The organism is Burkholderia savannae (assembly GCF_001524445.2).
Lineage (GTDB): Bacteria > Pseudomonadota > Gammaproteobacteria > Burkholderiales > Burkholderiaceae > Burkholderia > Burkholderia savannae.
The window spans coordinates 388,122-400,727 of record NZ_CP013418.1 but is presented as its reverse complement, the minus strand read 5'-3'; the positions used below and the strand labels follow the sequence as shown (position 1 = coordinate 400,727).

The following is a 12,606-nucleotide window of genomic DNA, read 5'->3' as shown; positions in this document are numbered from 1 at the left end:
GGACGGTCGTTCGTCAGATCGGCGTCAGCACCGGCCGCCCCGAGAAATGGCGCGCCGCGTTCTCGAGGAACTGCCGCACCGAGCGGTCGAGCGCCTCCGGCGACCAGCCGCCCATGTGCGGCGTCAGCACGACGTTGTCGAGCGCCGTCAGCGCGCGCGGCGGCTCCGGCTCCCCTTCGTAGACGTCGAGCCCCGCACCCGCGACGCGGCCTTCGCGCAATGCGTCGGCGAGCGCCGCCGTGTCGACGACGCTGCCGCGCGACACGTTGACGAGAAACCCGTGCTCGCCGAGCGCATCGAGGATGCGCGCGTCGATCAGATGCCGCGTCGCCGCGCCGCCCGGCGTCGCGACGACCAGAAAATCCGCCCAGCGAGCGAGCGCGTCGAGCGCCGCGAAATAGCGGAATGCGGCGCCTTCGCGCGGCTTGCGGTTGTGGTAGCCGATCTCGAGATCGAAGCCCGCCGCGCGGCGGGCGATCTTCTCGCCGATGTTGCCGAGCCCGACGATTCCGAGCCGCTTGCCGCAGACGTTCGGCGGCATCGGCAGCGCGTCGCGCCACACGCCCGCGCGGCACGCCGCATCGAGCTTCGCGACCTCGCGCACCGCCGCGAGCAGCAGCGCGAACGCGTGATCGGCGACGCAGTCGTCGTTCGTGCCCGCGCCGTTGACGACGACGATCCCGCGCGAGCGCGCGTCGGCCACCGCGACGTTTTCGTAACCGGCGCCCAGCGCGCCGACGAACTCGAGGTTCGGCAGGCGCGCGATCTCGTCGGCAAGCAGGCCGGCCGTGCCGTTCGTCAGCACGGCCCGCACGGCGGCGCCGCGCTCGGCGATCGCGTCGCGACGCTCGTCGGGCGTGGGGGCGTAGATGATGTCGAAGGCGTCGGCGACTTGCGCGCGCGCGTGGTCGCGCAGCGGGATCAGCACGAGAAGCTGGGGCTTCATGGCGGGCTTCAGCAGAGGAAAGTTGACGCAAGTGTAACAATGGAGCGCGCCGTGACGGCGGAAAGCCCTATTCGGCAAGCGGGCTCGACCGGCCCGAACGGATGCGCGGCCGGCGCGGATCAGCGGCATCGTGCGTCACGGGTTGCGGGTTGCGGGTCGTGGGTCGTGGGTCGCGGGTCGCGGGTTGAGGGTTGAGGGTTGAGGGTTGAGGGTTGAGGGTTGAGGGTTGAGGGTCGCAGGTCGCAGGTCGCAGGTCGCAGGTCGCAGGTCGCAGCGCCGATTTTCCGTCACACTGCTCCGCCGACGCGACGAAACCTTCCGCTCGGCACATTTCCCCGGTCGCGCTCCGCAATTCGGCATTCGCTGCGGTCCGGCCCGGCCATTTCAGCATCGCCGCGACATGGTCAGCGCTTAAGCTGATCGCACGTCGAACGATGTCCGGCGCGACATGCGGCGGGCCCGCCGCCACGCGCGAATCCGCGAATCCGCGAATCCGTGATACGCGATGCGGGCCGCGCCGCCGTCGCCGGCATCGGACGTCGGCGCGCGCGGTGCGATCGCCGCGCCGGCCACGTCACGCTTCCCATCGTCCCGAACCAGCGAGCACCATCCACCATGAGCCTCACCCGATTCAGAGTCCTGACCTTCGACGTCGTCGGCACGTTGATCGATTTCGAGCGCGGCATGCTCGACTACGTGCGCGACGTCGCGCCCGGCGCGCGCGTCGCCGACGAGGATTTCCTGCGCGCCTACCGCGCCGCCCGCAAGCACGCGAACGCGACGTGGTATCCCGACGATCTCGTCCGCTGCTGGCACGCGGTCGCGCCCGCGCTCGGCCTGCCCGGCGGCGACGCGGCCGCTCGCGGTTTTCGCGACTCGGTCGCGCGTTGGCCCGCGTTCGCCGATTCGGTCGACGCGCTGAAGCGGCTGCGCCGGCACTTCAAGCTGGTGACGATGACGAATGCGCAGCGATGGGCGCTCGAACATTTCGCGGCGACGCTCGATCATCCGTTCGATCTCGAGCTGAGCTGCGACGACGCGCTCTGCGAGAAGCCCGATCCGCGCTACTTCGCGTATGCGCGCGGCCGCTTCGAGGGCGCGTGGGGCTATCGGCAGGAGGACAACCTGCACGTCGCGCAGAGTCAGTATCACGACATCGGCGTGTCGATGCGGCTCGGCATCGCGACGTGCTGGATCGAGCGCCGGCACGCTCAGCAGGGCTCGGGCGGCACGATCGAATCCGAAATCACCCGCCCCGACTATCACTTCCGCTCGCTCGCCGAGCTCGCGGACGCGGTCGATGCCGGCCGCTGACCGGCGCGCCGCCGCGCAATCCTTTCAATTCCCCGTCGACACGAACCACACGGAATTCGCCAGATGCCCATCACCGTCATATCGCAATCGGCCCGCGCCGCCGGGCTCGACGATGCCGGCGCGGTCGCGCGCCCGCTCGGCGCGACCGTCGCGCGCACCCGCTGCCTCGACATTCCGCTCGAAGGCGCGGGCGACAATCAGACCGGGCTGTGGGAATGCTCGCCGGGCCGCTTCGAGCGGCAGCTCGCGAACGCCGAGGTGATGCACGTCCTGTCGGGCGTCTGCACGTTCACGCCGGCGGGCGGCGAGCCGGTGGAGATCCGCGCGGGCGACACGCTGTTCTTTCCGGCCGATACCGCCGGCGTCTGGGAAATCAGCGAGACGCTGCGCAAGGTCTATGTCGTGATGGCCTGAGCGTCGACGCGCGCGGCCGCGCGCCGGATCACGCGTCCTCGGGCGGATGCGCTTCGAGCCACGCGACGATCTGCTGCTCGGCCTGCAGCGGCGTCACGGTTTCGCCCGTCGCCAGCACTTCGTATTTGAAAGGATCGGAGCCGTCGAGATTGTCCGGCTCCGGCTGCGCGATGGTCCAGCGCCAGTCGATCCGATCGGCGATCGGCGACGGCGCGCCCTCGATGCTGCATCGGCAGCCGTCGATCTCCGCGACAAATCCGGTGTGGGTCGGTTCAAAACTCGCAAACACGGCGACTCCCGTCGATGTACGGCCGCAGCGCGGCAGGGTGGCGAGTATCTCACGATCGCGCCGCCCGCCCTGTCGCGCGTGCGCCGGCCTGTTACACCCTGTCACGCATGGTTGCACTTTTGCCGAGCCGTTCGCGCGCTCGCGTGTCAACCGGGCGCGGAACCCGGGAGTTAATGTCGGTACTGGCGCATGCTTTTGCGTCAGGGCTGCGCGCGTGTCGCAACGTGCGCACACACGCTCACGCAAGTGGACGCGCGCCAACCCCACATCGTCAGGAGTAGAAATGAAAAAGACCGCCCTTCTCTCGGCACTCGCCGCCGGCCTGTGCATCTCGATCAGCAGCTTCGCGCAAGCTCCGGCAAGCGCACCCGCCGGCACGACCGGCCTTTGCAAGGACGGCACGCTCTACTCCGGCGCGTCGAAGAAAGGCGCATGCTCGGGCCATAAGGGCTTGAAGACGTGGTACGGCGCATCGAAGGCCGCGGCGGCGAGCGGCGCATCGGCCGCGACGGCGCCGGCCGCCGCGGCGTCGGCTCCGGCCGCCGCCTCGGGCACGCCGGGCGCGACCGCCGCGACGAAGAGCGCGGCGAGCGCCGGCGCGCCCGGTCAGGTGTGGGTGAACACCGACACGAAGGTGTACCACTGCGCGACCGACAAGTACTACGGCAAGACCAAGCACGGCGAATACCTGTCGGAAGCGGCCGCGAAAGCGAAGGGCTTCCACGCGTCGCACGGCAAGGCCTGCTCGTGATGCACGGCCCGGCGAGGCCGGCGCGCGTGCGCAGCGCGCGCCGGCCTCGCCGGGCGCATCGGGCGCATCGGGCGCACAACGCAGCGTGGCGCGCATTGCACGTCACGACGACGATGCGCGCGACATGCGCGATGACGAAGCGGCGCGATGACGGCGCTGCGCTGCCACGCCGCCACGACACCACGAAGCCGCGCGAAGCGACAACCCGGCCGCGCGCGCCGGTTCGCTCAGCCGCGCGCGGCTGCCTCGCGCGCGGCCGCGCGCCACGCCGCATGGTCCGCGCGCGTCCAGTCTAGCTCGACGCCGACCCGCTTCGTCCCCGGCCGGATCTTCGGCTTGTGCAGCGCGAGCGTCAGCGCGTCGAGCGCCGGCCATTCGTCGAACGACAGCACGGCGATCTCGAGCGCGAGCGTCTCGAGCAACCGCGTGTGCGGCTTGTGCGCGAGGAACGACGCGATCCGCGCGCAATACGCGTCGTAGTCGATCCAGCCGTCGCCGCTCGCCTCCGACGGCTCGCGGCGATAGGCCAGCCGCGCGTCGAGCACGACGGGCTGCGGCGCCGCGTGCTCGTGCGGATGAATGCCGATGCGCGCCGGCACCTTCAGCGCGTCGACGAACACGCTCCAGCCGCGCCCGCGCGCGCGCGCCGGATCGAGCGTCGCGAACGGCGCCTCGACGGGTTTCATCAGGCGAGCGGCGTCGCCGCGTCGAGCATGATGCGGCAGAAGTAATCGGCGAAACTGCGCCGCACGACGATGTCGAACGAATCGTCGCCGGTCGGCACGAGCGTGATCGATGCCTTGAAGTAATGGCTCTGCGCACACTGCCCGACGCCGAACGCGCGCGGATGCAGATCGAGCGGGCAGCCGCGCGCGAGCACGTCGCGCGCGCGCGCGCCGCTCACTTCGACGATCGTGTAGCCGCTGCCGACGTCGACGGCCGCCGCATAGAGCCCCTGCATCGCCTCCGCGAGCGTCGCGGCGAGCGCGCCCGCCGCGACCGCGCCGTTCGAGCGCACGAGCCATTCGTCGGGGCCGAGCCACAGCACGTCATAGTCGGCGCTGCGCGCGACCGTGTTCGGCTTCACGGGCGGCCGGCAGCCGACGGCCTGCTCGAACGCGCGCACGAAGGCGGGATCGCCCGGCTCGCCGCGCACGTTGACGAGGTCGAGGAACGGCCGTTCGCGGAACAGGAATTTCTTCGACGCGCGCGCGTCGTACGCCTTCAACGCGTCGCCCGCGCCGACGAACGGCGATTCGAGCCGCACGCCGCCCTGCGCGTGCGCCGCCGCCGAAGCCTCGTTTCTCGTTTCATTCCACATGCTGACGTACCCCTTCGGTGTCGTAGAAAACCGGGCTCGAGATCGTCGCGACCACGCGCCGGCCGTTGGCGAGCGAAACCGCGACGCGCTCGCCCATCCTGCTCAGGCCGCCCTTCACCACCGCGAGCGCGATCGAGCGCTTCAGAATCGGGCTGTAATAGCTCGACGTGACGTGGCCGAGCATCTCGATCGTGCCGTCGGCGCGCGCGGCCGCGTCTGCCTCGACGATCTGGCCGCCTTCCGGCAGCACGTACTGCGCGTCCTCGGTCAGCAGGCCGACGAACTGCTTGCGGCCGCTCTTCGCGGTATCGGCGCGCGTGAGCGAGCGGCGGCCGAGAAAATCCTTCGACTTCGCGACGAGCCCGCCCATCCCGAGATCGAACGGCGTGATCGATCCGTCGGTGTCCTGACCGACGATGATGTAACCCTTCTCCGCGCGCAGCACGTGCATCGTCTCGGTGCCGTACGGCGTGATGTCGAATTCCGCGCCCGCTTCCATCAGCGCTTCCCACACCGCGCGGCCCGCGTTCGCCGGCACGTTCACTTCGTACGCGAGCTCGCCCGAGAAGCTGATGCGCATCACGCGCGCCTTCGCGCCCGCGACTGTGCCGTCGCGATAGCTCATGAACGGGAACGCATCGTTCGCGAAATCGATGTCCTTGCACACCTTCTGCACGACCTTGCGGCTCTTCGGCCCGACCACCGCGAACGTCGCCCAGTGATCGGTGACGGACGCGAGCCGCACTTTCATGTCCGGCCATTCCGTCTGCAACCAGCGTTCGAGCCACGTGAGCACGCGCGCCGCGCCGCCCGTCGTCGTCGTCATCATGAAATGCTGTTCGCCGAGACGCACGGTCACGCCGTCGTCGAACACCATGCCGTTCTCGTCGAGCATCAGCCCGTAGCGGCACTTGCCGACTTCGAGCTTGTTCCACGGGTTCGTGTACATCCAGTTCAGGAGCTTCACCGCGTCCGGCCCCTGGATGTCGATCTTGCCGAGCGTCGATGCGTCGAGCATGCCGACGCCGTTGCGCACCGCAAGGCATTCGCGCTTCACGGCGGCGTGCAGATCCTCGCCGCTCTTCGGGAAATACCACGGCCGCTTCCAGTTGCCGACGTCCTCAAACAGCGCGCCGTGCTCGACGTGCCATTCGTGGATGCAGGTCTTGCGTACCGGATCGAGGAAATCGCCGAGCTCGCGGCCCGCGAACGCGCCGAACGACACCGGCGTGTAGTTTGGGCGAAACGTCGTCGTACCCGTCTCCGGAATCGACTTGCCGAGCGCCTGCGCGAGAATCGCCATCCCGTTGATGTTGCCGAGCTTGCCCTGATCGGTGCCGAAGCCCATCGCCGTGTAGCGCTTCACGTGCTCGACCGATTCGAAGCCTTCGCGCGCGGCGAGCAGGATGTCGGCCGCGCCGACGTCGTTCTGGAAATCGACGAACTGCTTCGGACCGCGAACCGCCGCGTCCGCGCCGCTCGCGAGCCATAACGGCAGCAGCGCGTCCTCCACAGCTTCGGCGACCTTCGGCACGGGCGGCCGCTCGGCGGCGAGACCCGTCGACTTCGCCGCGGCCACGCCCGCGTCGACCGCGAGCCGCAGCGCGCGCGACAACTCGAACTCGCCCACCGCCGCGCCGACGCTCGCTTCCGCCTGCACCGGCTTGCCGGGCACGAAGCACGTCTTGTCGTCGTTCCAGTGCGCCTTGCCGCCCGATTGCGCGAACAGGTGCAGCACCGGGCTGAAGCCGCCCGACATCGCGACGAGCTCGCACGGCAGCGTCGCGATCTTGCCGCCCGAGCGGCCATTCGCGTACGACGCGACGTCCACCGACGCGACGCGCAGCTTGCCCGCCGCGCTCGACACGACCGCGCCGCTCATCACGGCGATGCCGTTGCGCTTCGCGACCGCGGGCAACGCGCCGCGCGTCGACGAGCGCGCATCGACGACCGTCACTTTCGCGCCGCACGCCTTGAGATCGAGCGCGCACTGATAGCCGCGATCGTTGTTCGTCGCGACGACCGCGACGCGCCCCGGCAGCACGCCGTAGCGATGAATGTACGTCGACACGGCCGACGCGGTCATCACGCCCGGCAGGTCGTTGTTGCCGAACACGAGCGGCCGCTCGTGCGCGCCCGCGGCAAGGATCACGCGCTTCGCGCGCACCTTCCAGATCAGCTCGCGCGTGCCCTTGCGCATCGACACCGGAAGATGGTCGGTGAGCCGCTGCACGACGGTCACGAGGTTGTGATCCTGATAGCCGAACGCGGTGCTGCGCGCGAGGATCGTCACGTCGGGCAGCTTCGCGAGCTCCGCTTCGATCTTCTCGACCCATTGCAGCGCGGGCTTGCCGTCGATCTCCGCGCGGCTCGCGAGCAGGCTGCCGCCGAGCTCGCGCTGATCGTCGACGAGCATCACGCGCGCGCCGTTCACGGCCGCCGCGTGCGCGGCCGCGAGCCCCGTCGGGCCGCCGCCGACGACGAGCACGTCGCAGTGCGCGTAGCGCTTGTCGTAGCGGTCGGCGTCGAGCGTATCGGGCGCCTTGCCGAGGCCCGCCGCTTCGCGGATCTTCTCTTCGTACTTCGGCCACAGGTTGCGCGGCCACATGAACGTCTTGTAGTAGAAGCCCGCCGGCAGGAAGCGCGAGAACTTCTGCATCACGGCCATCCGGTCGTGCTCGATGGACGGCTTCGCGTTCACGCTCGTCGCGACGAGCCCCTGGTACAGCTCGATCTCGGTCGCGCGCGCGTTCGGCACCGTGTACGCGCCGGTTTCGAGCTGCACGACGGCGTTCGGCTCGTCGACGCCCGCCGTCACGATCCCGCGCGGCCGGTGATACTTGAAGCTGCGCGCGACGAAGTGTACGCCGTTCGCGAGCAGCGCGGACGCGAGCGTGTCGCCCTGGAAGCCCTGATACGTGCGGCCGTTGAACGTGAAGGTGAGCGGCTGTGCGCGGTTGATGCGCCCGCCTGCGCCGAGTCGGTCTTTCTGGCTCATTTGCTCGTGTCCTCTGCTGCGTTGGCGGCGGCTGCGCCGAACGTTTCGTAGCCCTGAAACTCGTAAGTGACGGTATCGCGCTGCGCGACGAACCAGCGGCGGCAGCCCTGCGCATGCAGCCATTGCTCGCGGTGCGCGCCGCGCGGATTCTTGCGCATGAACAGGTAGTCGCCCCATTCGCGGTCGGACAGCTTGTCCGTGTCGAGCGGGCGCGCGATATCGGCTTCGCCGCCGCAACTGAATTCGGATTCGGCGCGCGGGCCGCACCACGGACATTCGATCAGCAACATGTTTCGTTCTCCTCTGTCGACCAGAGTTAGCGCTTTAGCGCTTACCTCTGGTCCCATGCATCGCAGTCGACCAGAGTTGGCGCTTTAGCGCTTACCCCGATCCCATGCATCGCAGTCGACCAGCGTTGGCGCTTCAGCGCTTACCCCGATCCCATGCATCGCAGTCGACCAGCGTTGGCGCTTCAGCGCTTTACTCTGGTCCCATGCACGTCAGTGCGCGGTGGTTCGGTCAGTGCGCGACGGCGGCCGCGCCGTGCTCGTCGATCAGGTGGCCGTTGTAGAAGCGCTCGAGCGCGAACGGCGCATTGAGCGGATGCGGCTCGTCGCGCGCGATCGTGTGCGCGAACACCCAGCCCGAGCCCGGCGTCGCCTTGAAGCCGCCCGTGCCCCAGCCGCAGTTGAAGTACAGGCCCTTCACGTCGGTCTTGCTGATGATCGGGCACGCGTCCGGCGACACGTCGACGATACCGCCCCACTGGCGGTTCATCCGCACGCGAGAGAACACCGGGAACATCTCGACGATCGCCTGCAGCGTGCCTTCGATGATCTGGAAGCTGCCGCGCTGGCCGAAGCCCGCGTATTGATCGATGCCCGCGCCGATCACGAGATCGCCCTTGTCGGACTGGCTGATGTACGCATGCACCGCGTTCGACATCACGACCGTGTTCACGACGGGCTTGATCGGCTCCGACACGAGCGCCTGCAGCGGATGGCTTTCGAGCGGCAGCCGCACGCCGGCCATGTCGGCGAGCGTCGTCGTGTTGCCGGCCGCGACCACCGCGACCTTCTTCGCCTTGATGAAGCCCTTCACCGTGTCGACGCCGACCACCGCGCCGCCTTCGCGGCGGATGCCCGTCACCTGGCAGTTCTGGATGATGTCGACGCCCGCGCGGTCCGCGCCGCGCGCGAAGCCCCAGGCCACCGCGTCGTGCCGCGCGACGCCGCCGCGCCGCTGGATCGACGCGCCGAGCACCGGATAGCGGCTGTTCAGGTTGATCGTCGGCTCGATCTCCTTGATCTGCGCGGGCGTCAGGAACTCGGCATCGACGCCGTTCAGGCGGTTCGCGTTCACGCGCCGCTCGGTGTCGCGCACGTCCTGCAGCGTGTGCGCGAGGTTCATCACGCCGCGCTGGCTGAACATCACGTTGTAATTCAGGTCCTGCGCGAGCCCTTCCCACAGCTTCATCGCCTTCTCGTAGAGCGCGGCGGATTCGTCCCACAGGTAGTTCGAGCGCACGATCGTCGTGTTGCGCGCGGTGTTGCCGCCGCCGATCCAGCCCTTCTCGAGCACCGCGACGTTGGTCACGCCGTGCTCCTTCGCGAGGTAGTACGCGGTCGCGAGGCCGTGCCCGCCGCCGCCGACGATCACGACGTCGTACTCGCGCTTCGGCTCCGGGCTCTTCCACTGCTTTTCCCAGTTCTCGTGATACGACAGGCCGTTGCGAAACAGGCTGAATATCGAGTAGCGGCTCATGTTGATGGACCCTTCGTTAGCATTCGATGACGTTCACGGCGAGGCCGCCGCGCGACGTTTCCTTGTATTTCGTCTTCATGTCGGCGCCCGTCTCGCGCATCGTCTTGATGACGGAATCGAGCGACACGTAGTGCTGGCCGTCGCCCTTCAGCGCGATCCGCGACGCGTTGAGCGCCTTGATCGCGCCCATCGCGTTGCGCTCGATGCACGGAATCTGCACGAGGCCGCCGACGGGATCGCACGTCATCCCGAGGTTGTGCTCCATGCCGATCTCGGCCGCGTTTTCGACCTGCCCGGGCGTGCCGCCCATCACCGCCGCGAGCGCGGCGGCGGCCATCGAGCACGCGACGCCGACCTCGCCCTGGCAGCCGACCTCCGCGCCGGAGATCGACGCGGTTTCCTTGTAGATGATCCCGATCGCCGCGGCGGTGAGCAGAAAATCGACGATGCCCTGCTCGTTCGAGCCCGGTACGAATTTCACGTAGTAATGGAGCACGGCCGGGATCACGCCCGCCGCGCCGTTCGTCGGCGCGGTGACGACGCGCCCGCCCGCCGCGTTCTCCTCGTTGACCGCCATCGCGTAGAGGTTCACCCAGTCGAGCATCGACAGCGGATCGCGCAGCGATTCCTCCGATCGATCGCGCAGCCGCGTGTGGAGCTCGGCCGCGCGGCGCTTCACGCGCATCGGGCCGGGCAGCTCGCCGTCGACCTTGCAGCCGCGCTCGACGCATGCGGCCATCGTCTTCCAGATCGCGACGAGGCCCGCGCGCACTTCGTCGGCGGGGCGCAGCGCGCATTCGTTGCGAAACGTGAGCTCGGCGATCGACAGGCCGCTCGCGCGGCACGCGCGCATCAGGTCGTCGCCGGTGCGGAACGGATGCGGCACATCCGCCGCCGCGCGCACGCCGTTCACGCGGTCGCCGTCGCGATTGACGACGAAGCCGCCGCCCACCGAGTAATATTCCTTCTCGACGAGCAGTTGGCCGTGCTCGTCGAACGCCTGGAAACGCATGCCGTTCGGATGCACGACGCTCGTGCCGCTCATCAGCTTGCGGTAGAAGCCGATGTCCTCCTTCTCGTCGAAGCGGATGCCGCGCTTGCCGAGCAGCGCGAGCGATTTTTCCGCGCGAATCGCGTTCAAGCGGGGCTCGATCAGGTCGGGATCGATCGCGTCCGGCAGATGGCCCTCGAGGCCGAGCAGCACCGCCTTGTCGGTGCCGTGGCCCTTGCCCGTCGCGCCGAGCGAGCCGTACAGCCCGATCCGCACGCGGCGCACGAAGCCGAGCAGGTTCGCATCCTCGACGTGCGACGCGAACCGGCACGCGGCGATCATCGGCCCGACGGTGTGCGAGCTCGACGGACCGATGCCGATCTTGAACAGATCGAAAACGCTGACGTTCATCTGGCTGCCCTTGCGTAACGATGCTTGGTTGACGTTGGGCGTCAGTACATCAAAGCGTAAAATCCGCCGATAGAACAAAAACGGCATCGGCGTGGGACGCCGCCGCCAACCGCCGCGCGTGACAGGCATTCCGTGCGTTTCGGCGATGGTTCGCGGCGAAAAAACACAAGTCCCGCGCGGCCCGATCGGCGACGCTCGCAGTACGGTCTGCGCGGCTGCCCGGGCGTCGGGCGCCCGTAGACTGGAGACACGCCGGGCCGCGCCCCGGCCAACCGAAGATTTTGCAGACATGACCGCCGACGTACCCGCTTCGCCCCTTGCCGCCGATTCCGCCCAGCCGCGCCTGCGCTTCGCAATCGTGCTGCTGCCGAATTTCACGCTGACCGCGTTCTCGGGGTTCGTCGACATGCTGCGGCTGTCTGCCGACGACGGCGACCACAGCAAGCCCGTGCGCTGCTCGTGGACCGTGATCGGCGACACGCTCGCGCCCGTGCGCGCGAGCTGCGGGATTCAGGTGACGCCGTGGCAGACGTTCGACGACGCCGACGCGTTCGACTACGTGGTCGTCGTGGGCGGCCTGCTGCATTCGGGGCCGCAGGCGGGGCCGCAGACGCTGCAGTTCGTCCGCCGCGCGGCGGCGGCGGGCGCGAACCTCGTCGGGATCTGCACGGGCGCGTTCGCGCTGATGCGCGCGGGCGTGCTCGACGGGCACCGCGTGTGCGTGAGCTGGTTCCATTATTGGGATTTCGTCGAGCGCTTCCCGAACGCCGATCCGGATCTGCTGATCGCCGATCGCCTGTTCGTGATCGACCGGCGGCGGATCACGTGCTCGGGCGGGCGCGCGTCGATCGACGTCGCCGCGGCGATCCTGCTGCGCCACTTCGATCACGCAACGGTGCAGAAGGCGCTCCGAATCCTGCTCGTCGGCGAGATGCAGAAGGGCAACGCGCCGCAGCCGCACCCGCCGGGGCTCGAGCCCGCGACGCATCCGAAGGTCAAGCGCGCGATCCTGCTGATGGAGCAGCATGTCGGGCGCGCGCTGCCGCTCGACGAGCTCGCGTGCAAGCTCGATCTGTCGACGCGGCAGCTCGAGCGGCTGTTCAAGGCGCAGACCGGCAGGAGCCCGCAGGCGTTCGCGAAGCAGGTGCGGCTGCGCACGGCCGCGTGGCTCCTGACGAGCTCGGACCGCACCGTCGCCGACATCGCATCGAGCTGCGGGTTCGCGGACGCGTCGCACCTCGGGCGCGAGTTCCGCAAGCAGTTCGGCGCGCCGCCCGCGGCTTACCGCGAGAAAGGCGTCGCGGCGGGCGGCGCGGGGGAGGCGGCGGCGATCGCGGGCGCGGCGGGCGATGCGCCGGCCGATCCGGACGCGGATTGGAACAGCGAATTGGGGGCATGACGCCGACG

Annotated in this window: 12 protein-coding genes; 4 read left to right on the top strand and 8 right to left on the bottom strand. The window is 69.1% G+C overall.

Features of this window, described 5'->3' with window-relative positions; genetic code table 11:
* Window positions 1–13: 13 nt before the first annotated feature.
* Window positions 14–946, bottom strand: coding sequence for a 2-hydroxyacid dehydrogenase (locus tag WS78_RS22740; RefSeq protein ID WP_038752867.1), 933 nt, complete (start codon window positions 944–946; stop codon window positions 14–16).
* Window positions 947–1,561: 615 nt separating this feature from the next.
* Here WS78_RS22740 and WS78_RS22730 point away from each other — a divergent pair.
* Both WS78_RS22730 and WS78_RS22725 read left to right on the top strand, forming a co-directional pair.
* Window positions 1,562–2,260, top strand: a complete 699-nt coding sequence (locus tag WS78_RS22730; RefSeq protein WP_059583876.1) for an HAD-IA family hydrolase — start codon at window positions 1,562–1,564, stop codon at window positions 2,258–2,260.
* 63 nt (window positions 2,261–2,323) lie between these two features.
* Window positions 2,324–2,674, top strand: coding sequence for a cupin domain-containing protein (locus tag WS78_RS22725; RefSeq protein ID WP_038752871.1), 351 nt, complete (start codon window positions 2,324–2,326; stop codon window positions 2,672–2,674).
* 28 nt (window positions 2,675–2,702) lie between these two features.
* Here the strand turns inward: WS78_RS22725 and WS78_RS22720 are convergent, their stop codons facing one another.
* Complete coding sequence (locus WS78_RS22720) at window positions 2,703–2,963, bottom strand: hypothetical protein (protein WP_038752873.1); 261 nt, start codon at window positions 2,961–2,963, stop codon at window positions 2,703–2,705.
* Window positions 2,964–3,246: 283 nt separating this feature from the next.
* On the opposite strand from WS78_RS22720, the gene WS78_RS22710 reads away from it, so the two are divergent.
* On the top strand, window positions 3,247–3,714 hold the full coding sequence (locus WS78_RS22710; RefSeq protein WP_038752875.1) for a DUF3761 domain-containing protein: 468 nt from the start codon (window positions 3,247–3,249) through the stop codon (window positions 3,712–3,714).
* 227 nt (window positions 3,715–3,941) lie between these two features.
* On the opposite strand, the gene WS78_RS22705 is transcribed toward WS78_RS22710, so the two are convergent.
* The 6 genes from WS78_RS22705 to WS78_RS22680 form a co-directional block, all read right to left on the bottom strand.
* Complete coding sequence (locus tag WS78_RS22705) at window positions 3,942–4,400, bottom strand: dihydroneopterin aldolase (RefSeq protein ID WP_059583881.1); 459 nt, start codon at window positions 4,398–4,400, stop codon at window positions 3,942–3,944.
* Entirely contained in the window at window positions 4,400–5,035 is a 636-nt protein-coding gene (locus tag WS78_RS22700; RefSeq protein ID WP_038752880.1) for a sarcosine oxidase subunit gamma, read from the bottom strand. Before WS78_RS22700 ends, WS78_RS22705 begins: the two co-directional genes overlap by 1 nt.
* Window positions 5,025–8,033 carry a sarcosine oxidase subunit alpha family protein gene (locus WS78_RS22695; protein ID WP_059583883.1) on the bottom strand — a complete coding sequence of 1,003 codons (3,009 nt, stop codon included), beginning with the start codon at window positions 8,031–8,033 and terminating at the stop codon, window positions 5,025–5,027. Before WS78_RS22695 ends, WS78_RS22700 begins: the two co-directional genes overlap by 11 nt.
* A complete protein-coding gene (locus WS78_RS22690; protein WP_038752884.1) occupies window positions 8,030–8,323 on the bottom strand; it encodes a sarcosine oxidase subunit delta in 294 nt (97 codons plus the stop codon). The genes WS78_RS22695 and WS78_RS22690 overlap by 4 nt, the downstream gene beginning before the upstream one ends.
* 229 nt (window positions 8,324–8,552) lie before the next feature.
* On the bottom strand, window positions 8,553–9,797 hold the full coding sequence (locus WS78_RS22685) for a sarcosine oxidase subunit beta family protein (protein WP_038752886.1): 1,245 nt from the start codon (window positions 9,795–9,797) through the stop codon (window positions 8,553–8,555).
* Window positions 9,798–9,813: 16 nt separating this feature from the next.
* Window positions 9,814–11,199, bottom strand: a complete 1,386-nt coding sequence (locus tag WS78_RS22680; protein ID WP_059583885.1) for an L-serine ammonia-lyase — start codon at window positions 11,197–11,199, stop codon at window positions 9,814–9,816.
* A 289-nt stretch (window positions 11,200–11,488) separates the two neighbouring features.
* On the opposite strand from WS78_RS22680, the gene WS78_RS22675 reads away from it, so the two are divergent.
* On the top strand, window positions 11,489–12,598 hold the full coding sequence (locus WS78_RS22675; RefSeq protein WP_059583887.1) for a GlxA family transcriptional regulator: 1,110 nt from the start codon (window positions 11,489–11,491) through the stop codon (window positions 12,596–12,598).
* Window positions 12,599–12,606: the final 8 nt, after the last annotated feature.